At 71.8% G+C, this 26,571-nt stretch carries 14 protein-coding genes; 2 read left to right on the forward strand and 12 right to left on the reverse strand.

Features of this window, described 5'->3' with window-relative positions; genetic code table 11:
• Positions 1–6: 6 nt before the first annotated feature.
• The 4 genes from OG780_RS00760 to OG780_RS00775 all read right to left on the reverse strand — a co-directional run bounded on the left by OG780_RS00760 (position 7) and on the right by OG780_RS00775 (position 5,486).
• Positions 7–3,111: a type I polyketide synthase gene (locus tag OG780_RS00760; RefSeq protein ID WP_328443587.1), complete on the reverse strand. Its 3,105-nt coding sequence runs from the start codon at positions 3,109–3,111 to the stop codon at positions 7–9.
• A gap of 82 nt (positions 3,112–3,193) precedes the next feature.
• A complete protein-coding gene (locus OG780_RS00765; protein ID WP_328443588.1) occupies positions 3,194–3,928 on the reverse strand; it encodes a thioesterase II family protein in 735 nt (244 codons plus the stop codon).
• Positions 3,925–5,175 (reverse strand): cytochrome P450, encoded by a 1,251-nt coding sequence (locus tag OG780_RS00770; RefSeq protein WP_328443589.1) that lies wholly within the window; start codon positions 5,173–5,175, stop codon positions 3,925–3,927. The genes OG780_RS00765 and OG780_RS00770 overlap by 4 nt, the downstream gene beginning before the upstream one ends.
• Positions 5,172–5,486 (reverse strand): phosphopantetheine-binding protein, encoded by a 315-nt coding sequence (locus OG780_RS00775; RefSeq protein ID WP_328443590.1) that lies wholly within the window; start codon positions 5,484–5,486, stop codon positions 5,172–5,174. Before OG780_RS00775 ends, OG780_RS00770 begins: the two co-directional genes overlap by 4 nt.
• 404 nt (positions 5,487–5,890) lie before the next feature.
• Between OG780_RS00775 and OG780_RS00780 the strand changes: the two genes are divergently transcribed.
• Complete coding sequence (locus OG780_RS00780) at positions 5,891–6,727, forward strand: putative nonproteinogenic amino acid hydroxylase (protein ID WP_328443592.1); 837 nt, start codon at positions 5,891–5,893, stop codon at positions 6,725–6,727.
• A gap of 252 nt (positions 6,728–6,979) precedes the next feature.
• Here OG780_RS00780 and OG780_RS00785 read toward each other — a convergent pair whose 3' ends face one another.
• Positions 6,980–7,906: a phytanoyl-CoA dioxygenase family protein gene (locus tag OG780_RS00785; protein WP_328443594.1), complete on the reverse strand. Its 927-nt coding sequence runs from the start codon at positions 7,904–7,906 to the stop codon at positions 6,980–6,982.
• 586 nt (positions 7,907–8,492) lie between these two features.
• Between OG780_RS00785 and OG780_RS00790 the strand changes: the two genes are divergently transcribed.
• Complete coding sequence (locus OG780_RS00790) at positions 8,493–9,878, forward strand: aminotransferase-like domain-containing protein (RefSeq protein WP_328443596.1); 1,386 nt, start codon at positions 8,493–8,495, stop codon at positions 9,876–9,878.
• Positions 9,879–9,896: 18 nt separating this feature from the next.
• Here the strand turns inward: OG780_RS00790 and coaD are convergent, their stop codons facing one another.
• The 7 genes from coaD to OG780_RS00825 form a co-directional block, all read right to left on the reverse strand.
• Complete coding sequence (gene coaD / locus OG780_RS00795; protein ID WP_328443598.1) at positions 9,897–10,343, reverse strand: pantetheine-phosphate adenylyltransferase; 447 nt, start codon at positions 10,341–10,343, stop codon at positions 9,897–9,899.
• A gap of 2 nt (positions 10,344–10,345) precedes the next feature.
• Complete coding sequence (locus OG780_RS00800) at positions 10,346–10,927, reverse strand: DUF6817 domain-containing protein (RefSeq protein ID WP_328443600.1); 582 nt, start codon at positions 10,925–10,927, stop codon at positions 10,346–10,348.
• A 172-nt stretch (positions 10,928–11,099) separates the two neighbouring features.
• A complete protein-coding gene (locus tag OG780_RS00805) occupies positions 11,100–11,861 on the reverse strand; it encodes an ABC transporter permease (protein WP_328443601.1) in 762 nt (253 codons plus the stop codon).
• Positions 11,858–12,832: an ATP-binding cassette domain-containing protein gene (locus OG780_RS00810; RefSeq protein ID WP_328443603.1), complete on the reverse strand. Its 975-nt coding sequence runs from the start codon at positions 12,830–12,832 to the stop codon at positions 11,858–11,860. Before OG780_RS00810 ends, OG780_RS00805 begins: the two co-directional genes overlap by 4 nt.
• 198 nt (positions 12,833–13,030) lie before the next feature.
• Positions 13,031–13,750 carry a thioesterase II family protein gene (locus tag OG780_RS00815; RefSeq protein WP_328443605.1) on the reverse strand — a complete coding sequence of 240 codons (720 nt, stop codon included), beginning with the start codon at positions 13,748–13,750 and terminating at the stop codon, positions 13,031–13,033.
• A gap of 59 nt (positions 13,751–13,809) precedes the next feature.
• The gene (locus OG780_RS00820; RefSeq protein ID WP_328443607.1) at positions 13,810–18,795 is read right to left on the reverse strand and encodes a non-ribosomal peptide synthetase; all 4,986 of its coding nucleotides are present in this window, start codon (positions 18,793–18,795) and stop codon (positions 13,810–13,812) included.
• A gap of 5 nt (positions 18,796–18,800) precedes the next feature.
• Complete coding sequence (locus OG780_RS00825) at positions 18,801–26,567, reverse strand: non-ribosomal peptide synthetase (RefSeq protein WP_328443609.1); 7,767 nt, start codon at positions 26,565–26,567, stop codon at positions 18,801–18,803.
• Positions 26,568–26,571: the final 4 nt, after the last annotated feature.

The following is a 26,571-nucleotide window of genomic DNA, read 5'->3' on the forward strand; positions in this document are numbered from 1 at the left end:
GTGCGGCTACAGGTATCCGCGGTCGATCAGGGCGTAGAGATCGTCGTCACTGCGGCCGTCCGGGGCTTGTTCCTCCACCGGCCGGGCGGCCACCGGCTCCGCGGCCTCGGGGGCCGGCGGCTCCAGGAGGGAGAAGAGGTGGTCGGCGAGCGCTTGCGGGGTGGGGTGGCTGAACGCGGCGGTGGCCGGGAGCCGCACCGCGGCCGCCGCGTTGAGCCGGTTGCGCAGCTCCACCGCCATCGAGGAGTCGAAGCCCAGGGCCTTGAAGGTCTCTGCCGCCCGCGCCTCGAGATCGGCGGGCGTCAGCTCCACGCCCTTGGCGGCGAGGAGGTGGGCCGTCTGGGCGCACACGAGGGCGCGGGCAGCCGACGGCGAGTCCGGGCCCGCCGGGCGTGTGCCCCGGCTGTCCGCCGGTGCGGCGGGGGTGTCGGTGCCGTCGGAGGCGGTCAGCCAGTGGCGCCGGCGCTGGAAGGGGTAGGCCGGCAGGCCGATCCGGTGCGGCCTGCCGGGGGCGAACACCGCCGTCCAGTCCACCGGCACGCCGCGCACGTGCAGTTCGGCCAGCGACGCCAGGACCTTGGCCGCGCTCCCGTCGTGCCTGCTGAGAGTGCCCACCACCGGGGGCGGGGCGGCCAGTGCGTCGGCGGCCTCCTCCATCGCCACCTGGAGCACGGGGTGCGGGCTGATCTCCACGTACACGCCGCCGCGTTCGCGCATCAGGTTCTCGACGACCTCGCCGAAGCGCACGGTCGAGCGCAGGTTGTCGTACCAGTACGAGGCGTCGAGCCTGCGGGTGTCGAGGGGTGCGGCGGTGACGGTGGAGTGGAACTCCACCTCCGTCTCCTGCGGGGTGATCCCGGCGGCGGCCTCGAGGACCTGGTCGCGGATGCGTTCGACGTGGTGGGAGTGGGAGGCGTACTTGACCTTGATGGGGCGGACCCGGACGCCGTCCTCGGTGGCCTGCGCGGTGAACTCCTCAAGGGCCGGGAGGTCTCCGGCGATCACCACGGAGGCCGGTCCGTTGACGGCGGCCACCGACAGCCGCCCGGGCCATCGCCGCACCCGCTCCTCGACCCGGGCCAGGGGTGCGGCGACGGCGTGCAGGCCGCCCAGGCCGGCCAGCGCGGTCAGTGCCTGGCTGCGCAGGGCGACGACGCGCGCCGCGTCCTTCAGGGAGAGCGCGCCGGCCGCGCAGGCCGCGGCGATCTCTCCCTGCGAGTGCCCCACCACCACGTCGGGGGTCACTCCCAGGGAGCGCCACAGTGCGGCGAGGGAGACCATCATCGCGAAGAGTGCGGGCTGGACGACGGCGTCCCCGCGCTCCAGTGACGGTGCCGACTCCGTCTCGGTGACCAGGTCCAGCAGGGACCAGTCGAGCCACGGCTCCAGCGCCGCGGCGCAGGCGTCGATGGAGCGGGCGAACACCTCGGACTCGGCGTAGAGCTGCCGGCCCATGCCCAGCCACTGCGAGCCCTGGCCGGGGAAGACGAACACGACCGGGCCCGCGGGCAGGCCGGCGGTGCCGCGCACGGCCCGGGTCCCGGCGCTGCCGGCCGCCACCAGGTCGAGGCCGGCCAGGGCCTCGTCGCGGTCGTCGGCCAGGACGACGGCGCGGTGCTCGAAGAGCGACCGGGTCGCGATCAGGGAGTGCCCGATCCGGGCCGCCGGCAGCGACGCGTCGGCGCTCACGAGGTCGTGCAGCCGCGCGGCCTGCTGCCGCAGGGCCTGCTCCGAGCGGGCCGACAGCACCCAGGGCACCGTCTCGGTGACGATCGCCGCGGTCCCGTTCCCGCCGGCGGCGGGCTGTCCGGCCCGAGGGGCGGGGGCCTGTTCGAGGATGACGTGGGCGTTGGTGCCGCCCATGCCGATCGAGGACACCCCTGCCCGGCGCGGCCGGCCGGGTTCGCCCGGCCAGGGCCGCGCGGCGCGCAGCACCTCGAAGTCGTCGTGGAAGCCGGGGACGGCGGGGTTGGGGGTGGTGAAGTTCGGGGTGGGGACCAGGTGGGCGCGCTCCACGCACAGCGCGGCCTTCACGAAGCCGACGATGCCCGCGGCCGGCTCCAGGTGGCCGACGTTGGCCTTCACCGAGCCGACGGCGAGCCGGCGGCTGCGGCCGCTCGCGCGGAACACCTCCCGCAGGCCCGACAGTTCGGCCGGGTCGCCGAGCCGGGTACCGGTGCCGTGGGCCTCGACGTAGTCGACGTCCTCGAACGCGACGCCCGCGCGGCGCACGGCGGACAGCACGGCCGAGGCCTGCCCGGCGGGGCTGGGGTCCGGTATCCGGGAGGAGGCGCCGCCGCTGTTCACGCCCCAGCCGCGCACCACCGCGTGGATGGGGTCGCCGTCGGCGACGGCGAGGTCGAGCCGTTTCAGGACGACGAACGCGCCGCCCTCGCCGCGGGTGAAGCCGTTGGCCCGTGCGTCGAAGGGGAAGCAGCGGCCGTCGGGCGAGAGCGCGCCCAGGTTCGCCAGGCCTGCTCCGGCCTCGGGGTCGACGATCAGGTGCACGCCTCCGGCGATCGCCATGTCCACCGCGCCGCCGCCGATCCGCTCGCAGGTCAGCGCCAGCGACACCAGGGAGGAGGACTGGCCCGAGTCCGCGCACAGGCTCATGCCGCGGACGTCGAACAGGTGCGAGATCCGGTTGGCGATCAGCGCGCCGCTGGAGCCGAGCGCGGCGTAGCGGTCGTCCCTGTCGCTGCCGGACAGCTTGCGCAGCAGTTCGTAGCCGGAGGGCCCGGCGCCGACCACGACGTCGACCTCGCGGCCGGCCAGGGCCGCGGCCGGGAGGCGGGCGTCCTCGACGGCCTCCCAGGCGAGTTCGAGGCCCAGCCGCTGCACGGGGTCCATGGCTGCGGCTTCCCCGGGCGAGATGTCGAAGAAGGCGGCGTCGAAGCCGTCGACGGTCTCGAGGAACGAGCCCGAGTCCAAGGTGGCGGCGTCCGGGTGGGACCGGTAGGTGGACTGTGCGTCGGCGGCCCGCTGCGCGGGGAAGGTGCCGATGGTCGACCGTCCCTGGTGCAGCAGGTCCCAGAACTGGTCCACGCCGTGCACACCGGGGAAGCGGCACGACATCCCGATCACGGCAATATCGGTGGCTGCGCCACTCATGAGTGTTCCTTCCGGTTCCTTCGGTGTACGGCGGGCACGCGCGGCGCCGGGGCGCTCACGGCCACGAGCGGCTGCACGGCGCTCACAGCCAACGGGTCAGCAGCTTCGACAGCTCGTCCGGCGCGTTCATGAAGTCGTAGTGGCCGCCGCCGACCACCCGGAACTCGACGGAGTCGGCGTAGCGGCGCCAGCCCTGGAGATCGGCCAGGGTCATGTCCTGGTCGTCGCGCCAGTGCACGACGACGATGGGGCAGTCCACCGTGGTGGGCGTCTCGCGCCGGTATTTCTTGGCGGCGGCGTGGTCGCGCGCCAGGACCATGAGGCCCAGGTCGAGCATGTCGGGGCGCGGCTCGATGCCCCGGCCGCGGACGAACGCCTCGACCTCGTCGCGCAGTTCGGACTCGGTCATGGTGAGCATCCGGTCGCGTGAGGCGTCGTGCGGGGCCGGCTGGCCGGAGACGAACAGGCAGTCCGGTGTGGGCAGTTGGGCTTCGGCGAGCCTGAGCACGGTCTCGTAGGCGGGCAGTGCGCCCGCGCAGTGCGCGAAGAACGCGAACGGCCGGTCGAGCAGCGGTGTCAGGGGTTCGATCAGGCCGGCGGCGAGGTTCTCGTAGGTGCCGTAGTGGGGGTGGCCGAGCCGGTTCTCGCGGCCGGGGAACTGCACCGGGCAGACCTCGATGTCCTCGAGCGCGGCCGGCCAGGCGCTGAAGGCGGAGGCGCCCGATCCGGAGAAGGGGAAGCAGAAGAGCCGGGCCGGGTGGTCGGTGGGCGGCCGGACGAACCACGGCGACAGGGCGACGGCGGAGCCGGTTGTCATGGCGTCTTTCGTTTCTGCGCGACGACGGGGAGGTGGGTCATCCCGGCGATGAAGTACGACCGCAGGTGCTGCGGTTCGCCGGCGAGCTCGATCGGTCCGCACCGCTGCAGCAGCTCCTCGAAGAAGATCCGCAGGGTCAGCCGGGCCAGCGGTGCGCCGATGCAGAAGTGCGGTCCGAACCCGAACGCGACGTGGCGTTTGGCGTTGGGGCGGGTGATGTCGAAGGTGTGCGGGTCGGGGAACAGGGACGCGTCGCGGTTGGCCGAGCCGATCCACGCGACGACCGCCGCGCGGGCCGGGATCGTGCCGCCCGCGATGGGGATGTCGTCCACCGCGTAGCGCATGAAGTTGCAGGCGGCCGATGTCCAGCGCAGCCCTTCCTCGACCAGGTTCGGGATCAGCGTCGGGTCCGCCTGCGCCTTCTCGAACTGCTCGGGCCGCTCGATGAGGGCCTGCACGGTGCCCGAGACGGTGTGCGGTGTGGTGACGTTGGCGCCCAGCAGGATGCTGTAGCCGTCGAGGGCGATCTCCTCGTCGCTCAGCGGTGCGCCGCCCGCGCTGACGCTCATGAGGTGGGCGAGCAGGGTGTCGTCCTCGCCGCCGGCCGCGCGGCGCCGCTTGACCCACTCGGTGACGTAGTTGACCAGTTCGTGGTGGGAGATGGCCAGCGTGGCGGCCTCGTGGCCGACCATGAAGTGCGGGTCCGAGGGAGCGGTCACCATCGCGGTGAGCTGGACGAGTTCCTCCCAGTCCTTGGCGGGGATGCCGAGGAGCGGGCCGGTGACCATCGCGGGGAGGAGCAGCGCCGCTTCGGCGAGGTCGAAGGTGTCACCGTCGAGGGCCGGCTGGAGGAAGCGCCGGATCGTCCCGCGGATCGAGTCCTCCCAGGACTTCACCGCCCGGGCGGTGAGCTTGGAGCCGAGGGGCCGGCGGACCTCGGTGTGCCGGGGCGGGTCGGTGGAGGTCAGCAGCCTGCCCGCCGCGGGGTCGTCGATCCCGACGTGGGTGGGTGTGGTGCCGCGTTCGGAGGTGAACTCGCGGTGGTCGCCGAGCACGCGGCAGACGTCCTCGTGGCGGGTCACCGACCAGAACTCCCGCCCGTCGGGCAGGACTTGGTGGTGCAGCGGTGCCTTCGCCCGCATCACGTCCCAGACCGGGTGCGGATCGCCCGTTGTGTACAGGTCCAGGTCGAACAGGTCGAGGGTGTCGAGGTCGACGTCGCGTGCGGGACCGGGCGTCAGCCTCACGTCCTGGTCCTCCCCTGCTCGATCAGTTCGGCGACCCGGGTGGGGGTCTGTGCCAGGTAGAAGTCGCGCACGGACAGCTGGACGCCGTAGTCCCGCGCCACCTGCTCGATGATTTTGATTCCGGTGAGCGAATTCCCGCCGAGCACGAAGAAGTCGTCCTCGGGGCCGACTTCACGGTCGCCGAAGTGTGCCGCCCACAGTGCCGAGACTTCCCTCACGAGCGATTCCGGCACCCCGCTGGACGCGGCCTCGGTTTCTGGCGTCCCGTCCTGTCCGTCCCGCTGGTTGATCACCTTCGGCGAAGATTCCATTTCCAGCAATTTCCTTCCTCTGTCGAACGGGAATGCCCGTCCATGCCGCTGCCGGAAGGTCGACGCAGCGACCCGACAGACCCGAAAGTGATGGATCGCCTGTGCGACAGGCGTGCCCGAAGTCACCGCGCTGCCACGGTAGATGGCCGGAGAAACGCCAGGCAAGGGATGACAGTGCGGACAACCCGGCAGGCGTCTGGTGTCCTGCCGACAGGACGGAACAGTGCCGCTGCCGGACTGCCCGGAACATGGGACGGGCGCCGGCCGGACCGGCAGGACGGCTCAAGTCCCGTGCGCCACAGCGTCGTTGCCTTGTACAACTCGGAAGAATTATGGTGACGATCGGGCGGAACGCCCAGCGGTTTCCGGGCGCGTCAAACAATCATGTGCTGGAGGGGATTTCCTTGCTGAAATCGGAACGGCTCGCGGTACTGCCCATCGATGCGTACGACCTGGGCCCGGAATTGTCCATCGTGGACGAGCACGAGTACGGCGGCGAATACGACACCTTCACCTTCGGGTCATGGTCGTCCCATGTGCTGGCCAACGGCAGCGGCGCCGATTCCGACGTCGCTTTCCGCCCCCACGAAGGCAGCCTTTCCCTGACCGAGCTGGGAAAGAAGCTGCCGAACATCATGTCCCTGGTGGCCGGGCACTTCCCCCTGGACCGGCTGCAGTGGGTGCGTGTCTTCGCCCTGCGTGAGGGGATCATCGCCCCGCACGTGGACTTCCTGGAGTGGGCGAAGCCGGGCACGCGGGTGCAGATTCCGCTGCGCACCAGCGAGGAGGCGCTGCACTCCGAGAACGACATCGTCTACCACATCCGCCGTGGCGAGGTGTGGAAGATCCACTCGACCGACCCGCACTCCGCGCGCAGCACGTCCGGCACCGCCCGGCTCTCGCTCTGCCTCGACTTCGCGGACGCCGAGGAGCCCGTCGCGATCCGCGGCGCCGTCCCCGCGACCGAGCCGATCCGCGTCGTCGAGCGCCCCGAGCCGACCGAGGCCGAGATCGAGGAACTCATCGCCTCCGCCGCCGGCCTGACACTCGAGACCATGCGGCCAAGCTTCCGCCCGTTCGCCGAGCTGCACTTCGAGCGGCACGCGCACGCCACCGCGGCCTTCGACTGGTACGTGGAGGCCGCGCGGCGCACCGGCGACGAGGACATCGTCGCCAGGGCCCAGGCCTTCCGCACGTACTGCATCGAGAAGCGGGGCGACGGCGAGGCGTTCGACTGGTGAGAGCGCGCCGCGGCCGACGGCGGGCCGGGGGCCGGGGCAGCGCCCCGGGACCCGGCCCGCCGTCGGCCGCGGCGGTCCGGCCCTCCCCCGGCGTGACGCACCCGTCGGGTCGGCCGCCGGCACACCGCAGGGGCCTGGGGGCATCGTCCCGTCGATGGGACGGCGCCCCGCAGGCCCCTGTTGCGTGCCGGCGGCCGGCCGACGGTCCGCCGCACGGGGGCGGCGCACCATCGGCCCGTGCGACCGGATGGATCACCCCTTCGTGGTGCCCGCGCGCAGCCGCTCGATCATGTGCCGGGTCGTCTCGATGGGGCTCTCCTCGGGCAGGTCCCGGGTACGCGCGGGCAGCGCCGCGTTGAGCTTGGCCACCTTGTCGTTCCAGTCCTCCTGGCCGGCGAAGGGGATCGTCTCGCCCTCCTGGTAGGTGGGGAACGGACGGTAGTTGTTCAGGCCGGCCGCGTCGGTTCCGCGCACCAGCAGCGGGTCGAGGTAGATCCCCTCGCTGTGGATGCGCGTGGTCGTCGCGATGTAGCCGATGTCCAGACCGCACCGCCGCTTGGCGGAGGTGTTCGCCTCCGAGTAGTGCAGCAGGTGGGGGTGGTGGACGGAGACGTCGCCCGGCTGGAGCTCGATGTCCACGACACCGCGCTTGTCGATCCACTCCTGGACGATGTCCTCGTCGGAGGCGGAGTACAGCATGTTGTCCGTGTCCGTGCGCGACGACGGCTTGTGCAGCGGCAGTTCGTGGCTGCCGGGGATCATCCGCAGGCAGCCGTTCTCCGTGCTGCTCTCGTCGACGGCCAGCCACACCGTCAGCGCCTCCATCGGGCTCAGCGTCCAGTACGCGCCGTCCTGGTGCCACAGCACGGGCTGCCCGTTGTAGGGGGGCTTGCAGATGTAGTGGGCGGTGAAGCACCCCAGGTCGGGGCCGAGGAAGAACTCCGCGATGTCGACCAGACGGGGGTCGGAGACCAGACGTGCCCAGAAGGCGTCGTTGCGGATCAGCGGGTGGTGGAAGTGCTCGGGGCGCAGATCCGGGTACTTCCGGGTGAGCCAGTCGACGTGGGCGGCCGCCTCCTCGAGGAGCTCCCGGGGAATGACATTGCGGATGATGGAGAAGCCCTGCTCGGCGTATTCCTTGGCTGCCTTCTCCAGTACGCCTTCGTCAAGTGTGGTCATGCGTCAACTCCTTCTCGGGTGTCAGGTACCGCTTGCCGCGCGGGAGAATGCGGAAAGCCGCCTCGGCGTACCGTCCGCGGGCTCCGTCGATTCGGCGCGGACCGTGTGCAGGTGGTCGAATGGGAGGGTCGACGCGGCATCGCCCTGATATGCGGCCGCTCATCGGCCGGGCGGACGGCCCGCGACCCGGTTCGCAGCCCGGCGATTTCACCGGGTGACGCCGGCCGGTCGCGGCGGCGGTCCCCGGGCCTTCTCGCGGTTCGCCCAGCAGTTCCCTACTCTCTCGGCCGCCCAAGAGGGTGTCAACGTCTCGAGGAACTCAGGGCTTTGCCGATAGCACACCCGCGTTTCCGGTATTGCGCGCCCGGCCGGTCCGGATCCCGATCCGCTCTGTCCCGCTGACGGGACAGGGTGCACGGAAATCGCTTTTCCGAAACGGCGGAACAGCGGGAGTCGACCGTTCCTCCAGTCATCGTCTTTCACGGTTCGAGGGAAGCCACATATGTTCTTGAGAACCCCGACGAGGCGGCATTCAACCGACACCAGCTCAGGGCTGGATTGTCCGGCGGACGAGGATGACGTGACTATGTCCAGACAAGCAGGGCCGATCCGGCTGAGTGTCACCGACCTGCACGCGTCGGTCGACGATCCCGCGCTCACTTCCATGACGCTGCTCAACGAGCTCGCCGGAAGGTATCCGGAAGCGGTGTCGTTCTCCGCGGGCCGCCCGTTCGAGGGCTTCTACGACGTCGACGACCTCTCCCGTCACCTCAGGACGTTCCAAAATCATCTGGAGGTCGACAAAGGCCTGTCCGCGGAGCAGGTGCGGCGCACGTTCTTCCAGTACGGGCGCACGAAAGGGCTCATCCACGAACTCATAGCGCGCCAGCTGGAGGTCGACGAGAACCTGAGGGTCGACCCGGAGAGCATCGTGGTGACCACCGGCTGCCAGGAGGCGATGGTGCTGCTGCTGCGCACGCTCGTCCGGGACACGCGCGACGTCGTCCTGGCGGCCACCCCCAACTACGTCGGGTTCATCGGCGCGGCCCGGGTGGCCGGCGCGCCGCTGCGTTCCGTACGGGAACACGAGGGGGGCATCGACCTGGAGGACCTGGAGCGGCAGATACGGGCGGCGCGGCGCGAGGGCCTGCGGCCGCGTGCCTGTTACGTCGTCCCCGACTTCGCCAACCCCAGTGGCGCGAGCATGTGTCTGGCGGACCGGATCGCCCTGCTGGAACTGGCGGGGCGGGAGGAGATCCTGGTCATCGAGGACAACCCCTACTCCCTCTTCCGCGCGGCCGGTTCCCCGCTGCCCACGCTCAAGGCCCTGGACGAGCGGCACCAGGTGGTCCACCTCGGGTCGTTCGCGAAGTCCGCCTTCGCCGGTGCCCGCGTCGGCTACGTCATCGCCGACCAGCCCGTGACGGCGACGGGTGCCTCGCACGAGGAGCCGGTGCTGCTCGCCGACCATCTCGCCAAGCTGAAGAGCATGGTCACCCTCAACACCTCGACCGTCGCGCAGGCGGTGATCGGCGGATACCTCCTGCAGAACGGCTGCAGTCTCAAGCGTGCCACCGCCCGCGAGGCCGAGGTCTACCGCCGCAACCTCGCGACCATGCTGGAGAGTCTGCACTCCGTCTTCGCCCCGGTGCCGGGCACCGGGCAGGACGTCTCGTGGAACACACCCGAGGGCGGCATGTTCGTCGTCCTCACGCTGCCGTTCCGGGCGGACGACGCCATGCTCGAGTACTCGGCCTCCCGGTTCGGCGTCCTGTGGACGCCCATGGACCACTTCTACGGCGGCACGTCCGGGTTCCACCAGGCCCGGCTCTCCTTCAGCGTGCTCACCCCCGAGCAGATCGCCCTGGGCGTCGAGCGGCTGGGCGAACTCGTCCGGGACCAGCGCGCCCGGCACGTGCCCGGCGCCCGGCACACACGGTCCGGCCGGCTGCTGGAGCCGCAGAGCGCCTGACCCCGGAAGCCGTGATGCTCAGACCGGGTCCTTGCGGCCCGTCGCGGTGACGAGGGTGGAGGAGATGTGGGCCAGGGCTGGGTCCGCAGCGATGAAGAACGTCTCGACTCCGGCCAGTTCGCGGTTCATGCGGGCCATCGGCATTTCGTGGTCCAGGTCGCGGACGCCGCGGACTCCGCGGACGACGACGTCGATTGCGGCCCGGCGGCAGTAGTCGACCAGCAGGCCGCCGGTATGGGAGTCGACCGTGACGCTGCTCAACTCCGCTGCTGCCGCGCGGAGCCGGTCCAGCCGTTCCTCGACGGGGAAACGGCCGGTCTTGTTCGCATTGGACATCACGCACACGACGACCTCGTCGAACAGGAGGGCAGCGCGCCGGAGTACGTCCTGGTGCCCTTGAGTGACCGGGTCGAAGGATCCTGGGAAGAGGGCTCGCACGATCGGAGAGAGCAGCGGCTGCGCCATGCTCAATTCCTGCGCATGTCCCCGGGGTTGCAGGTGCCGGGCGGTCGGCGGCCGGCTCCGTCCAGCACGTCGCGGCAGTGTGCCCAGGCCTGCTCGGACAGCAGCGGCCGCCATCGGGTGAAGAGTTCGAGCAGGTCCGCCCCGTGACGCATGCGGACATCGGGGCTGATCGCGGCGATGTCGAGCTCGTTGGCGGCGGTGAGTTCGGCGAAGTCCCGACGCGCGTCGGGACCCGGGTGCATCCGGGTGCCGGTGAACCGGTCCACGAACGCGCCCCGGACGTCGGTCAGTCCCCGGTAGGAGGAGGCGCGGTCGCAGGAGGCGTAGAAGTAGACGAGTGCTTCGGCCTCGGCGCCGATCGCCTCGACCAGTTCCGCCCGGTGCCCCAGATCCAGGAGCGCGACCGGGAAGCCGTCGGTGCCGTAGAACGCGTGACACAGCCCGGCCGACGCAAGCGCCGGGCGAGCACCCCACGAGGCGAGAAGGGCACCGACTCGCTCCAGGTGCGCCAGCAGTGTCCCGCCGGGGTGTTCGATCCTTTCCGCTCCGGCCGCGCGCAGGAGCGCCAGTGCTTGTGCGGTCATCTCAACCTCACCCGTCCATGGGCCGCCGTCTGAGTTGAAGCACCCACGATCGTAGGCGGGGCGGCAAGCCCCGCGGGTACGGAGGTGCGGCAGCGCGAAGCCGCCCCGGTGACGTGGGTGCGCCGGGGCGGCTCGGGGTGGGGGCCAGCCGGTGGGCGCCGGCCGGTGGGGGTCAGGCGCGCTTCTTGAACGTGGACAGCGCCCACACGTAGCCGAGGACGGCGAAGCCGACGCACCAGGCGACGGCGGCGATCGCGTCGCCGTTCGACACATGGCCGGCCAGCAGTCCGCGCAGCGTCTCGATGATCGGAGTGAAGGGCTGGTACTCGGCGAACTGCTTCACGCCGGCGCCCATCGTGTCCGCGGGCACGAACGCGCTGCTGAGGAACGGCAGCATGATCAGCGGCACGGTGGCCAGGCCGGCCGACTCGGTGGTCTTCGCGGCCAGGCCCATGGCGACGGTGAGCCAGCTGGCGCCGACGGCCAGGAGCACGAACAGGCCGAGCACGCCGAGCCAGTCCAGAGCGCTCGCCTCGGGGTCGAACCCCATGGCGAAGGCCACGCCGACGATGGCGGCGCAGGCCACCAGGCAGCGCACCGTGGTGACGACGACGTGTCCGGTGAGCATGGCTCCGCGGGAGACGTCCATGGTCTTGAACCGGTTGATGATGCCCTTGGTCATGTCGTCGTTCACGGCCGTCGCGGTGGCCCCGAGGCCGTAGCTGACGGCCATCACGAGCAGGCCCGGTGTCGCGTAGTCGATGTAGTGCTCGCCGACGCTGAAGGCGCCGCCGAACACCTTGACGAACATCAGCATGATGACGATCGGGAACAGGACCGCGTTGAACATCGTGGTGGGGTTGCGCAGGGTGTGCTTCACGTTGCGGCGCAACATGATGCTCGAGTCGGCGAACGCCGTCGCGACCGTGCTCATCGCGCGATCGCCTCCTTCTTCTGGCTCGTGTCCTCGGCGTTCTCGCTGTCCTGGCCGGTGTGCTCGGTCAGGGCGAGGAAGACGTCGTCGAGGTCCGGGGTGTGCACGGAGAATTCCTGTGCGTTGAGGGTGTGTTCGTCCAGGCGGTCCAGCAGGGCCCGCAGCGACCTCGACTGGCCGTCGCTGGGCACCCGCAGGATCAGCTCCTCCTCGTCCCGCGTGGAGTCGGCGAAGATCCCCGCGGCGGCGTCGAGCTGGAAGACGTCGGCGAACCGGAGCCGTACGTGGGTGCCGGGGATCTGGCGCTTGAGTTCGTCGGCCGTGCCCTGGGCGACCAGGCGGCCCTGGTTGAGGACCGCGATCCGGTCGGCGAGCTGGTCGGCCTCCTCGAGGTACTGGGTGGTGAGGAAGATGGTGGTGCCCTCGGCCACCAGCTCGCGGACGATCCCCCACAGGGTGCGCCGGCTGCGCGGGTCGAGACCCGTGGTCGGCTCGTCGAGGAAGATGATCTGCGGGCTGCCGACCAGGGTCATCGCCAGGTCCAGCTTGCGGCGCATACCGCCGGAGTAGGCCGACGCCAGCTTGTCCGCCGACTCCCCCAGGTCGAACCGCTCCAGCAGCCGGTCGACCACCTGGCCGCCGGAGCGCACGCGCTTGAGGTCCGCCATCAGTTGCAGGTTCTCGCGGCCCGACAGCAGGTCGTCCACTGCGGCGAACTGGCCGGTCACGCCGATGGCGGCGCGTACCTCCTTGGTCGCGGTCGCCACGTCGTGCCCGGCGACGTGCACCGTTCCGGCGTCGGCGGTGAGCAGCGTCGTGAGGACGTTCACCGTGGTCGTCTTGCCCGCTCCGTTGGGACCGAGCAGGGAGAAAACCGATCCCGCGGCGACTTCGAGGTCGATGCCGTCGAGCACGACCTTGTCGCCATATGCCTTGCGCAGCCCTGAAACTGCGATAGCGGAACTCTTCATGCCTCCACTGTCGGGCCGGGGGCCGACAAGGCCCTGTCACACCCCTTTCACGGCCCTGGAGTCCTCCTCGACGGCACGGGTTCCCGTCCCGGAAGCGGAATCCGGGCGGGCGCGGACGTGCGAAGGGCGCCCGCCGGAGCGGACGCCCTTCGTGCACACCGTGGCCGCAGGCCGGGCCGGGTCGATGCCGTCACCGCGTCAGCGGTCCCGGGCGCACTCCGCCTCGATCACGTCCAGGATCTCCCGGCCCTGGTCGACCAGGTACATGTGGTCGCCCGGGAACTCGGCGTAGCGGAACGCGGCCGTGGTGGCGTCGCGCCACTGGCGGCCCTCCTCGGCGGTGACCAGGCCGTCGTGGCCGCCGCGCAGCGAGGTGATCGGCACCGGCACGGGGGCGTCGGTGCTGGGGACGTAGGCCTCGTGCATCTCGCAGTCGGCCTGGAGGGTGGGCAGGATCAGCTCCCGCATCTCGGGGTGGTCCAGGGCCTCGTGCCGGAACCCGGCGAACTCCTCGATCCGGGCGAGGAACTCCTCGCCCTGGAGGCCTGCCGCGCGGCGCTCGCGCTGTGTCCAGGGCCCCGGCGAGCCACTGACGACCAGCCGTTCGACGTGCACGCCGCGGGCGCCGAGCAGGTGCACCAGCTCGTAGGCGAGGACCGCGCCCAGGCTGTGCCCGAACAGCACGGCCCGGCTGCCCTCGCCGAGGTCGGCGACGACGGCGTCGATCTCGTTCTTGGCCGCCTCGACGACGTTGCGGTACGGCTCGTCCAGGATTCGCCGCTCCCTGCCGGGCAGTTCGACCGAGGTCACCCGCCACCGGTCGGCGGCCAGGTCCTGCCACGGGTGGAAGAAGGAGGGGCCCGCTCCGGCGAACGGCACGCACAGCAGCGTGGTCCGCTCCCCCGGTCGTTCTGACATGCCGGGTCCTGTCACCCCGACCAACTCCTCTCGCTCGTCACCGGGTCGGTTCTTTCCGGTCACCGCTCGGCCAGCTTGCGGGCGATGACCCGCATGATCTGGCCCGCGGGCTTGGGCATGTGCAGGTCGTGGTGGGTGGCGTCCACGTCGTACTCCTCGATGGTTCCAAGGACGTGCGGCCGCCAGTCGGGGCCGTAGGAGGTCACTCCGTCGACCTTGTCCAGCCTGGCGTTGAAATAGAGCACGTCGCCGCGGTAGACCGGCGACTCGAAGACGCCCATCTTCTGCAGGTTGTTGGCGCCCACCTGCGACATGGTGTCGAGGAAGGCGTCCATGTTGACGGTGTTCATGAACTTGCCGAAGACTTCCTCGATATCGGCGCGGTAGAGCTCCTTGGTCCGGCCGGCGACCTCGCGGAAGCCGTTGTTCGTGGCGGAGTTGGCCGGCTGGGAGTCCAGGACGGCGATGAGGCCGACCTCGAGGCCGCGCCGGTCCATCGCCTCGGCGACGGCGTGCGCGATGGGACCGCCGAAGGACCAGCCGATCAGGTAGTAGGGGCCTTCCTGCTGGACGGCGAGGATCTGGTCCAGGTAGTCCTCGACCATCTCCTGCACCGAATCGGCCATCGGTTCCTTGCCGTTGGAGCCGCGGGACTGCAGGGAGTAGGCCGGCCGGTCGGGCACGTGGGGCGCGAAGGTGAAGAACGCCCAGCCCAGGCCGCCGCCGCCGTGGAAGAACCACACCGGCTCCTTGCCCGTGCCGGGGTCCCGGTTCAGCGGCAGCACGACGTTGAAGGAGTCGTCGTGGTCGCCGGGGATGCCGCCGATGAGCAGCAGCGCCGCGAGTTCGGCCACGGTCGGGTACTGGATGATCGTCCGCAGGGGCATGTCGACGCCGAACCGCTTGCGGATGCGGGCGCTGAGGCGGGTGGCGAGCAGGGAGTGCCCGCCGAGGGCGAAGAAGTCGTCGTCGATGCCGACCCGTTCCAGTTTGAGCAGTTCGCTGAAGAAGGAGCACAGGTCCTGCTCGTGGGAGTTGCGCGGCTCGCCCTTGCTCACGGTGGTGGTGTGCTCCGCGGGCAGCGCCCCCCGGTCGATCTTGCCGGCCGGGTTCAGCGGAAGCCGTGACAGCGGCACCATCGCGGCCGGGACCATGTAGTCCGGCAGCCGCGCGCCCAGGTAGGCGGGCAGTTCGGCCAGCAGCGGGCCGATCGCCTTGGCCAGCGCGGGTGCGTTGGCGCGGATGCCTCCGGCCACCGCGCTGGGCACGAACCCTCCGGTGACGGTCCGCGGCCGGGGCAGCAGCACCGCGTCGAAGCTGTGGACGGCCTCGCCCGACCAGGTGAGCACGGCGTCCAGGCCCTGCCGGCGCGCCCAGGCGGCCAGGTCCTCGGGGTCGAGCGGCCTGCCGGTGGGGGCGTCCTCGGCGACGACACCGGCGAAGGTGGCCGCGGCTGCCTCCTCCACCAGTCGCGCGTTGGGTATGCCGGTCACCCGCAGCGGGCCGCCCGCCCGCTCCACCTGTGCGGCCAGTCCGTCCAGGCCGGACACCTCGCCGCCCCACACCAGCGCGGGCACACCGGTCAGGTCGAGGGCGTCGGCCCTCTCCTTGTGCAGGACGGCCTCGTAGCGGTGGCGGGTCAGCGCGTTGTGCGCCTGCCCGGCCTTGAGCCGGATGTCGGCGCCGACGGCGTGCCGCGCCGCCCACTCGGCGAACCATTCGGGGGCGACGAGCAGTTCCCGCTCGGCGAGCAGTGCCTGTTCCACCGCCGCCCGGATCTCCTCGTGGGAGGCGTAGGGCTGTTGGGCGCGCTGCTCCGCCGTCGCCAGGATCCGCTGGGTGGCGGCGTTGCGGATGTCGCCGACGATGATCCGGCCGCCGGGTGCGAGCAGGCCGAGGGCCTGGGTGAGTACCTGGTCAAGGTATTCGGCGCTCGGGAAGTACTGGATGACGGAGTCGAGGACGACGGTGTCGAAGCTGCCCTGGGGCAGCTGGGAGAGGTCGTCGGCGGCCTGGACGCGGAGGTGGACGCGGTCGCCGTGGCCGGCCGCCTCGGCCTGGTGGCGGAGCCGGTCGATCGCGGCGGCACAGAGGTCGGTGCCCCAGTACGCGTCGACCTCGCCGGCGATCCTGGCGAGGAGCAGGCCGGAGCCGGCGCCGATCTCCAGGACCCGGCGTGGCGCGTAGCGCAGGATGTGGGCGGCCGCGGCGTCCTGCCACTGGCTCAGTTGTTCCGCGGGGATCGGCTCGCCGCCGTAGACGTTCTTCCAGGGCTGGAAGTCCTCGCCCCAGGCCTCGTCCGCGAAGTCGGCGTGGGCGTCGTCGTGGATCTGGCGCCATTCCTCGACCTGGGCGGTGGTGTCGGCGACGGCGGCGTCGGGGTCGGGTTCGATGTAGGCGACCAGGCGCTGGTCGCCCTTCTGGTCCTCGCGGACCACGACGGCGGCCTGTGCGACGAAGGGGTGTCCGCTCAGGACGTGGTCGATCTCGCCGAGTTCGATGCGGAAGCCGCGGACCTTGACCTGGGAGTCGGTGCGGCCCAGGTATTCGACCTGGCCGTCCTTGTTCCACTTCACCAGGTCCCCGGAGCGGTACATGCGTGCGCCGGCCGGTCCGAAGGGGCAGGCCACGAACCGCTCGGAGGTCAGGGCGCTCTGGCCGAGGTAGCCGCGGGCCAGGCAGGTCCCGGCGAGGTAGAGCTCGCCGGCGACGCCGGGGGCGACGGGGCGCAGGGCCGCGTCCAGGATGTAGACCTGGTTGTTCCAGATGGGGGTGCCGATCGGGACGCGGTCGGCGCCGGGGACGTGCTGCCAGCCGGTGATCTCGACGGTGGCCTCGGTGGGGCCGTAGAGGTTGTTGGCGGTGCAGCCGGGGAGCAGGTCGGTGAAGCGGTTGGCGAGGGCGGGCGGGAAGGCTTCGGCGGCGACCTCGATCCAGCGCAGGCTGGTGCAGTGGGCGGCGGCGGGTTCGGTGACGAACGCGGAGAGCAGGGAGGGCACGAAGAACGCGGCGGTCACCTGTTCGCGCTGGATCAGTTCGGCGAGGTAGGCGGGGTCGCGGCGGCCCTCGGCGCTGGCCACGACGACGGATGCGCCCATCTGCAGGTTGGAGAACATCTCCGGCACCGAGGCGTCGAAGCTGGCCGAGGTGCTCATCAGCATCCGGTCCTCGACCGTGACCCGGAAGTGTTCCAGGCCCCACTCGATCCGGTTCGTGATCGAACGGTGCGCCACGGGCACGCCCTTGGGGCCGCCGGTGGAGCCGGAGGTGAAGATGACGTAGGCGGCGTTGTCCGGCGACAGGTCCCGCACGGGGTCCGTCTCGGGATACCCCGACACGTCCGGCAGGGTGTCTTCGAGCAGCAGCAGTGGCTTGGCGCTCGCCAGGACGTGGCGTACGCGTTCGGCGGGCAGTTCGGTGTCCAGCGGCACGTAGGCGGCGCCGGCCTTGACCACCCCGTACACGGCGACGAGCAGGTCCACCGAGCGCGGGATCTTCACGGCGACGAGTTGTTCGGGGCCGGCGCCCTGTTCGATGAGCCAGTGCGCGAGCTGGTTGGCGCGCCGGTTGAACTCGGCGTAGGTCAGGCTCTCGTGCTCGCCGATCACCGCGACACGGTCGGGAGTGCGGGCGACCTGGGCCTCGAACGCGTCGGGCAGGGTGGTACCGGTCACCGGGTGGACGGTGTCGTTGACCTGCCGTACCAGGCGGTCGCGTTCGTCCTCGCCCAGCACCTCGATCGAGCTGAGCGGCGCCCCGGGCGCGGCGGCCACCTGCTCGAGGACCCGCACGAACCGGTCGGCGAGGGCCTCGGCGGTGTCGCGGTCGAAGAGCTGGGTGGCGTACATGAGGTCGCCGCGCAGTGCGCCGGTGGTGTCGTAGGCCAGGCTGAAGAACAGGTCGGCCAGGGAGGTGTTGGTGAGGTACTGCTCGAACTCGACCTTGAGTCCGGGCAGTTCGAAGTCGGCCTTCTCGAAGCTCTGCCAGGCGAACATCACCTGGAACAGGGGCTGGTAGGAGGTGGAGCGCTCGGGGTTGAGCAGTTCGACCAGGGTCTCGAAGGGGACGTCCTGGTGCTCGTAGGCGGCCAGCGCCTTGTCGCGCACCTGTGGGAGCAGGTCGGTGAAGGAGGGGTTGCCCGAGAGGTCGACGCGCAGCACCTGGGTGTTGACGAACAGGCCGACCAGATCGGCCAGGCCCTCGTCGGTGCGTCCGGCGATCGGGTTGCCGATGGTGACGTCCTCGCCGCCGCTGAGCTTGCCCAGCAGCACGCCGAGCGCGGCCTGGACGACCATCGACATGGTCATGCCGCGCTCGTCGGCGAGCTTCTGCAGTTTGGCCGCGGCCTGCGGCCGCACCACGAGCGGGAACGAGTCGCCCTTGGAGTCCCGGGTGGCGGGCCGCGGGCGGTCCAGCGGCAGGCTGAGCGGCTGGGGCACTCCGGCCAGTTCCTTGCGCCAGTGGTTGGCCTGGGCCGCGGCCAGTGAGCCGGGGTCGGCGACGTCGCCGAGGAGTTCGCGCTGCCACAGCGCGTAGTCCTTGTAGGTCACGGCCAGGGGCTCGTACCGGGGTGCCCGGCCGGCCAGGCGGGCGGTGTAGGCGGTGGTCAGGTCGCGGGCCAGGGGGCCGCCGGAGACGCCGTCGGAGGCGATGTGGTGGATGAGCAGGACCAGGACGTGTTCCTCGGGCGAGCAGCGGAACAGGCGCACCTGGAAGGGGATGTCGGCCATCAGGTCGAAGCGGTGCGCGATGAACGCGTCGACCGCGGCGTCCAGGCCGTCGGGTGCCACCTCGATGACCGGCACCTCCACCGGTGCCTGGGCCGCGGGCAGGATCCGCTGGTGGGGTTCGTCGTTGTCGTCCAGCACGTAGGTGGTGCGCAGCGTCTCGTGGCGGGCGACCACGTCCTGGATCGCCGCGACGAGGGCGGTCTCGTCCAGTGGCCCCTTCAGCCGGAAGGCCGGGGAGATGTTGTAGGTCTCCGCCCCGCCCTCCAGCTGGTGCGTGAGCCACATGCGGCGCTGTGCAAACGAAAGCGGAATCACGGGTTCTACTCCTCTGGGATCATCCTGCGCAGAGCGGGGCGAAGGGGTACGGCCGATTCCTCCGACCATGCGGCGAGCGCCGCGACCGTCGGCAGGTCGAAGATCTTCCGGATGGGTATCTCCATCCCGATCTCTGAGCGGGCCCGGGTGATCAGCCGGGTGGCGAGCAGGGAGTGCCCGCCGAGTTCGAAGAAGCCGTCGTCGACACCGACCTTCTCCAGTCCGAGCACCTCGGCGAACAGCCTGGCCAGCGCCTCCTCGCGCGGGGTGGTGGGCGCCCTGAAGGGGGTGTGGGAGGTGAGGTCGGGTGCGGGCAGGGCCTTGAGGTCGAGCTTGCCGTTGGGCGACAGGGGCAGCCTCTCCAGCGGCACGTAGGCGGCGGGCACCATGTACTCGGGCAGCCGGTCGGCCAGATGCTCCTGGATCTCGGCCGCGTCCGGCACGCTCGCGCCGTCCACGGGGACGAGGTAGGCGGCCAGGTAGGGGGTGGTGTCGCCGGGCTGCTGGGTCACGACGGCGACCTGGGCGATGCGCGGATGGGTGGTCAGGGCGGCCTCGACCTCGGCGGGTTCCACCCGGTAGCCGCGGATCTTGACCTGGGTGTCGATGCGGCCCAGGTGCTGCAGCTCGCCGCCCGGGGTGAAGCGGGCCAGGTCGCCGGTGCGGTACATCCGCGAGCCGGCGGGCCCGTAGGGGTCGGGGACGAAGCGGTCCGCGGTCAGGGCCGCCTGGCGGTGGTAGCCGCGGCCGGCGCCCGCCAGGTACAGCTCGCCCGGGGTGCCCGCGGGCAGCAGGCCAAGTCCGGGACTGAGGATGTAGGCCCGTACGCCGGGGAAGGGACGCCCGATGGGCACACCCTGCGTGTACGGCTCGTCGGGGTCCAGGAGGAAGCCGGTGGCGTAGAACGTCTCGCTGGGGCCGTAGCTGTTGATGACGCGGGCCTTGGGCCAGCGGGTGCGCACCCGCTCCGCCAGGACCGGGGTCAGCACCTCCCCGGAGATGTTCAGTGCCGTGGGGTCGATGCGGTCGGCGAGCTGGTCGACGAGCTCGGCGAAGGCGGAGGGCACCGAGCAGATGACGTCGACGTCCCAGCTGTCGCGTTCGGCCAGTTCCAGCACGTCGCGCACGATCTCGGCGGTGCCGCCCCGGGTGAGGGCGGCGAAGGTCTCGAAGGTGGCGACGTCGAAGCCGAAGGAGGCGGCGACCAGGATGCGCCGTCCGGCCTCGGCCCCGGCCTGCGCGACCATCGTGTCCACGGCGTTGACGACGGTGGACTGGGTGACGCCCACGCCCTTGGGCACGCCGGTGGAGCCGGAGGTGTAGATGACGTAGGCGAGGCTGTCCGGACCGGCCTTCGGCCGCGCCCCGGCCCGCGGGGCGTCCGCGGGCGGGGCCAAGAGGTCGATGTCGTCGAGGAGGAGGACGGGGATGTCGGTGGCGGGGACGAGGTCGCGGGTGCCGGTGTCGGTCAGGACCAGGTGGGGCCGGGCGGTGGGCAGGACGTGCGGGAGCCGGGCGGCGGCGTAGGCGGGGTCGACGGGCAGATACGCGCCGCCCGCCTTGAGCACGCCCAGCAGGGCCACGACCATGTTCACGGTGCGCGGCAGGACCACGCCGACCACGGTCTCCGGGCCCACTCCGTGCCGAGCCAGTTCGGCCGCGAGCGCCTCGGCGCGGGCGTCCAGCTGGGCGTACGTCAGCGACTCGCCCCGGGCGGCCACGGCGACCTTGTCCGGGATCCGGGCCGTCTGCGCCTCGACCAGTTCGGTGAGCGTGACGTGGCGGGCGCGGGCGGCTTCGTCGTCGAAGGGGGCCAGCATCCGCTCGCGTTCGCCCTCCTGGAGCGCGTCGATCTGCGCGATCCTCAGCGCGGGGTCGGCCGCCAGCTGCCGCAAGAAGCGCACCAGGCGGGCCGCGTACGTCTCCACCGTGTCCCGGTCGAAGACGCCCGGCGCGTACTGGATGACGAGCTGCAGATGCGGGTCGGCCGCCGCCGTCAGGCACAGCGCGTAGTGGTTGCCGGCGGACGGGCGCAGGCCGGTGAAGGTGATCCCGTCCGCGGCGTCGCTGGCGTCCTCCAGGCCCTCCCGGTCGACCGGGTAGGACTCGAAGACGACCAGCGTGTCGAACAGGGACCGTACTCCGGCGGACTTCTGGATCTCCGCGAGCCCGTGGTGGTGGTGCTCCGCCAGGCCGGCCTGGCGGCGCTGGAGGCGGTCCAGGACCTCGCCGACGGTGTCGCCGGGCGCGTGGGTCACCCGTACGGGAAGGGTGTTGATGAACATGCCGACCATCGACTCCACGTCCGTCACCGCGGGCGGGCGCCCGGAGACGGTCGCGCCGAACACCACGTCCTGGCGGCCGGTGAGCTGGCCCAGCAGCAGCGCCCAGGCGCCCTGCACCAGGGTGTTGACGGTGATGCCCAGCTCGGAGGAGCGGCGTACGAGTTCGTGTGCCTCCTCGACGGGCAGTGCGACCTCGACCTGGTCGCGGACGCCGTCGTCCGTGTCGGCGGAGTCGGGGGCGAGCAGGGCCGGCTCGCCGAGCCCGTCGAGTTCGCCCGCCCACGCCCGCGCCGCCTCTTCGGGGTCCTGGCGGGTGAGCCAGGACAGGAAGTCGCCGTAGTCGCGGGTGGCGGGCAGTGCGGAGGCGTCGCCGTCGGCGGCGTAGAGCAGCAGCAGGTCCTGCATCAGCAGCGGTGTGGACCAGCCGTCGTAGAGGGCGTGGTGGGCGGTCAGGACGAGTTCGGGCCGGTCGGGGTCGAGGACGGCCAGGGCCAGGCGCATCAGCGGCGGGGTGTCCGCGTCGAAGTAGGCCTTCTGGTCCTCGGTGAGGAACCGCTCGAACGTCTCGTCGCGTTGCGGCTGGTCGAGGGCGGTCAGGTCGAGGTGTCGCCAGGGCAGCGTCACCGACTCCGGGATCACCTGGACGAGGTCGCCGTCGGCCCGGTCGACGAACGCGGCGCGCAGGACGGGGTGGCGGTCCAGGAGTGCCTGCCCTGCGCGGTGCATCCGCTGCGGGTCGACCCTGCCGGACAGGTGGAACACCAGCTGGATGTGGTACGGGTCGAACGACGCCCCGGCGAGCTTGGCCTGGAAGAGGATCCCGGACTGGGCGGGGGTCGCCGGCCAGATCCTGGCGAGCCTGCCGAAGCGGGCCTCCCAGGCGTCGATCTCCGCCTGGCCCACCGTGACCAGGGGTGCGTCGCCGGGGGTGAGGCCGCCCGCGTCGGGGGTGGTGGCGTGGCGGGCCAGCGCGGTCAGCGCCTGGGTCCACAGTGCGGCCAGTTCGGTGACGTCCTCGCGGGACAGGACGCCGGTGGGGAAGCCGAAGTAGGCGGTCAGTTCGTCGCCGTCGCCGGTGTCGGTGGCCACCGCGTTGATCTCCAGCGCGGACAGGACCGGCATGTCCGCGTCCGGTGCGGCGATCAGGTCGCGGTGGGTGGTGTCGGGTGCCCAGCCCAGGCCCCGCAGTTCCTCGGGGATGTCCGCGCCGGAGGCCTTGCCGAGGTAGTTGAAGCCGATCTGCGGGCGGCGCAGGCGGGCCAGCGCGGGCGCGGTCTTCGCGTTGAGGTGGCGCAGCAGGCCGTATCCCATGCCGTGGTCGGGGACGGCCCGCAGCTGTTCCTTGACGGCCTTGACGGCCCGGCCGGCGGCGGGGCCGCCGGCGAACGCGTCGGCCAGGTCGATGCCGGTCACGTCCAGGGCGACCGGGTACATGGCGGTGAACCAGCCGACGGTGGCGGACAGGTCGGCGCCGGGTACGAGGTGGTCCTCGCGGCCGTGGCCCTCGAGCCGGACGAGGGCCGGGGTGGCGGGCACGCCGCGGGTGCGGCGCCAGCGGGCCAGGGCCAGGGCGAGGCCGGTGAGCAGGCCGTCGTCGACGCCGCCGCGGAAGAGGGCGGGCACGGTGTCGAGGAGGGTGGCGGTGACATCGGCCGGCAGCTGGACGCGGACGGTGTCGACGGTGGAGGTGACATCGCGTGCGGGGTCCAGCGGGCGGGCGCCCAGGACCGGTTCGTCACCGGCGAGGACGTCCTGCCACAGCGGCAGTTCGGCGATGCGCCCGGCGGTGGCGGCCTGCTCGGCGAGCGCGTGCGTCCAGCGCCGCAGTGAGGTGCCCGCGGGTGCCGGCAGGGGTTCGAGGCCGCCCTTGACCTGCTGCCAGGCGGCCACCAGGTCGGGCAGCAGGATCCGCCAGGACACCCCGTCGACGACCAGGTGGTGCAGCACGATCAGCAGCCGGTCGGCCCCGGTGGCGCAGGTGAACCGCACGAACTGGGCCATCACGCCGGCGTCCGGGTCCAGGCGGCCGGCGGCCGCGTCCAGTTCGGCCTGCACGGTGGCGGCGTCGTAGGGGACCTCGCGCACCAGCGTGGCGGCGTCCACGGTGCCCGCCTCGCGCATGCGCAGGCCCTTCTCGGCCCGGTCCAGGTGGGAGCGCAGCACGTCGTGCCGGTCCAGGAGGGCCTGCAGGGTCGCGGTGAGGCCGGCCTGGTCGATGTCCTCGGGCAGGGTCAGCAGCGCGGACATGCAGAACCGGCCGACGGGGCCGCCCAGGGCGAGGACGTGGGCCGCGGTCGGCGGCAGCGGGGCCCAGCCCACGCCGCCGCCCGGCAGCTCGGCCAGGGTCACGCGCTCCTCGTCGGCCCGGCCCTCGACCAGCTCGGCGAGCCGGGCGACGGTGCGGTGCTCGAAGATCTCCCGTGTGGTGACGACGACGCCGCGGGTCTTGGCGCGTGCCACGACCTGGATGGAGCGGATGCTGTCGCCGCCGCCGGTGAAGAAGTCGTCGTCGACGCCCACCTGCCCGGCGCCCAGGACGTCGGCGTAGACCTCGGCCAGCACCCGCTCGGCCTCGGTGCGCGGCGCGCGGTACTGGGTGCCGGTGAACTGCGGCTCGGGCAGGGCTGCCCGGTCCAGTTTGCCGTTGGCGGTCAGCGGCAGCCTCTCCAGGACCATCAGCTGGGCGGGCACCATGTAGTCGGGCAGCCGCTTGGCCGCGAACCGGCGCAGATCGGCCACCGAGACACCGGCGTTGATGTCCGCGTCGCCGCCTGTGGCACCGGCTCGGGCCACGTAGCCGACGAGCCGCTTGGTGCCGGAGGGGTCCTCGCACACGGTGACGACGGCCCGGGCGACGGCGGGGTGCTGGGCCAGGACGGTCTCGATCTCGGTGGGTTCGACGCGGATGCCGTTCACCTTGACCTGGTCGTCGGCGCGTCCGGCGTACCTGAGCCGGCCCTCGGCGTCCCACCGGGCCAGGTCGCCGGTGCGGTACATCCGCGTGCCGGGCGGGCCGAAGGGGCAGGCCACGAAGCGTTCCGCGGTGGCGGCACTGTTGTGGTGGTAGCCGCGGGCGACCGGGCCGGCGACGTACAGTTCGCCGATCACGCCCGGCGGGGCCGGGGCCAGTTCGGGTCCCAGGACGTGGGCGCGCATGTTGGCCAGTGGTGTGCCGACCGGTATCGCGCCGGTGTCGCTCCCCTGCCGCGGGACGGTGTGGGTGGAGGCGTAGAAGCTCTCGGTCTGGCCGTAGGCGTTGATGACGCGGGTGCCGGGCAGGATCCGGCGCACCGTGCGGACCATGTCCGCGGAGAGCGCCTCACCGGCGAAGATCACGGTTTCGACGTCGAGGCGCAGTCCGGGGCCGCCGTCGGTGGCGACCTGATCGAGCAGTGCGGCGAACACGGTCGGCACGGCGCTGATGGTGGTGCCCGACCAGGCGTCGCGTTCGGCGAGTTCGAGGACGTCGCGGACGATCTCGACGCTCGCGCCGCAGGTCAGCGCGGTGAAGATCTCGAACACGGAGACGTCGAAGTTCACCGAGGTCGCGGCGAGCATCCGTGAGCCGGCCTCGACGTGGGTGCGCCGGGCCAGGTCCCGTACGCCGTTGACCACGGCGGCGTGGGTGACGGCGACGCCCTTGGGGGTGCCGGTCGAGCCGGACGTGAACATCACGTAGGCGAGGTGGTCCGGGCCGGTGCCGGCGTCCGGTGCCTGGACGGCGGGCCCGTCCAGGCTCAGGTCGTCGAGGTGCAGGACGCGCCGTGCGGCGTTGGCGACGGTGGGCGCCGTCGCGTGGTCGCTGATCACCAGGGCCGGATCGGCGGTGGTGAGCAGCAGGTCGACGCGCGCGGCCGGGTAGTTCGGGTCGACGGGCAGGTAGGCGCCGCCGGCCTTGAGGACGGCGAGGAGGGCTACGGCCAGGTCCGCGGAGCGGGGCAGTGCCACGGCGACCAGGACGTCCGGCCCGACGCCGTGTTCGCGCAGCACGGCGGCCAGCCGGCCGGCGCGGGTCTCCAGTTCGCGGTAGGACAGTTGCGCCGGCCCGCAGACCACCGCGGTCGCGTCCGGTGTCCGTGCCGCCTGGGCGGCGACCAGGTCGGCCATCGTCGTGTCCGGCACGGGCGCCGTGGTGTCGTTCAGCCGGGTCAGCCGGTCCTGTTCGGCCGTGGTGAGGATCTCCACCCGGCCCAGGCGGGTGCCGGGGTCGGCGACGACCTGGCGCAGCACGCGGACGTAGCGGTCGACCAGACTCTGGGCGGTGGCGTGGTCGAACAGTTCCGTCGCGTACTCCAGGCGCCCGTAGGCGCGGCCCGAGGGGTCGGGGACGATGTTGAAGAACAGGTCGAACTTGGCGGTGTCGGTGCCCAGCGGGACGGGGGTGACCTTGAGGCCGGGCACCTCGAGGGGGGACCAGGCGAACTGCCAGGCCAGCATCACCTGGAACAGGGGCTGGTAGGCGGTGGTGCGCTCCGGGTCGAGGAGTTCCACCAGGTGCTCGAAGGGGACGTCCTGGTTGTCGTAGGCGCCCAGCGCCCGGTCGCGGACCTGGTCCAGCAGATCGCCGAACGACGGGTTGCGGGAGAGGTCGACGCGCAGCACCCAGGTGTTGGCGAAGAACCCGATCAGGTCTTCCAGCTGCTCGTCGGGGCGCCCTTCGATGGGGCTGCCGATGGTGAGGTCGTTGCCGGCGCCGAGGTGGTGCAGCAGCACCGCGAGCGCGGCCTGGGCGACCATCGGCGCGGTGGCGCCGTGCTCGGCGGCCAGGCGGCCGATCCCGGTGACCACGTCGGGTTCGAGTTCGAGGTCGACATGGCCGCCGCGGTGGCCGGCCGAGGTGGGCCGCGGGCGGTCCAGCGGCAGCTGCACCGGCTGCGGCACTGCGGACAGCTCGCGGCGCCAGTAGTCGAGTTGCTCGAAGGCGACGCTGTCGGGGTCGTCCTCGTCGCCCAGCATCTGCCGCTGCCACACGGTGTAGTCCTTGTACTGCACCGTGAGCGGCTGCCAGTCGGGGGCCTGGCCGCGCCCGCGGGCGGCGTAGGCGGCCAGCAGGTCGCGCAGGAACGGGGCCATCGACGCGCCGTCCGCGGCGACGTGGTGGAAGACGAACACCAGCACGTGCTCGTGCGCGGAGAGGCGGAAGACGCGGGTGCGCAGCGGCAGGTCCGTGTCCAGTTCGAAGCCTTCGCCCACGAAGCGGCGCATCGCCTCGTCCACCGCGTCCGCGGCCACGTCGACCACCCGGAAGGCGAGGTCGGCCTCCTGGGGGTCCAGGATGCGCTGCTCCGGGGTGCCGTCCGGCCTCTCGACGAGCAGGGTGCGCAGGCTCTCGTGCCGGGTGGCGACGTCGGTCACCGCCGCGGCCAGGGCCTTGGTGTCCAGCGGCCCGTCCAGGCGCAGCACGAACGGGATGTTGTACGTCGCGGACGGCCCCTGCAGACGGTGGAGGAACCACAGCCTGCGCTGGGCGAAGGACAACGGGATCATCGTG

Source organism: Streptomyces sp. NBC_00386 (assembly GCF_036063235.1).
Lineage (GTDB): Bacteria > Actinomycetota > Actinomycetes > Streptomycetales > Streptomycetaceae > Streptomyces.

Coding starts and splice junctions, on each gene's coding strand:
- OG780_RS00760 (WP_328443587.1), bottom strand. CDS start 3,111: ATGAGTGGCGCAGCCACCGATATTGCCGTGATCGGGATGTCGTGCCGC.
- OG780_RS00765 (WP_328443588.1), bottom strand. CDS start 3,928: ATGACAACCGGCTCCGCCGTCGCCCTGTCGCCGTGGTTCGTCCGGCCG.
- OG780_RS00775 (WP_328443590.1), bottom strand. CDS start 5,486: ATGGAATCTTCGCCGAAGGTGATCAACCAGCGGGACGGACAGGACGGG.
- OG780_RS00785 (WP_328443594.1), bottom strand. CDS start 7,906: ATGACCACACTTGACGAAGGCGTACTGGAGAAGGCAGCCAAGGAATAC.
- OG780_RS00790 (WP_328443596.1), top strand. CDS start 8,493: ATGTCCAGACAAGCAGGGCCGATCCGGCTGAGTGTCACCGACCTGCAC.
- coaD (WP_328443598.1), bottom strand. CDS start 10,343: ATGGCGCAGCCGCTGCTCTCTCCGATCGTGCGAGCCCTCTTCCCAGGA.
- OG780_RS00800 (WP_328443600.1), bottom strand. CDS start 10,927: ATGACCGCACAAGCACTGGCGCTCCTGCGCGCGGCCGGAGCGGAAAGG.
- OG780_RS00805 (WP_328443601.1), bottom strand. CDS start 11,861: ATGAGCACGGTCGCGACGGCGTTCGCCGACTCGAGCATCATGTTGCGC.
- OG780_RS00810 (WP_328443603.1), bottom strand. CDS start 12,832: ATGAAGAGTTCCGCTATCGCAGTTTCAGGGCTGCGCAAGGCATATGGC.
- OG780_RS00815 (WP_328443605.1), bottom strand. CDS start 13,750: ATGTCAGAACGACCGGGGGAGCGGACCACGCTGCTGTGCGTGCCGTTC.
- OG780_RS00825 (WP_328443609.1), bottom strand. CDS start 26,567: ATGATCCCGTTGTCCTTCGCCCAGCGCAGGCTGTGGTTCCTCCACCGT.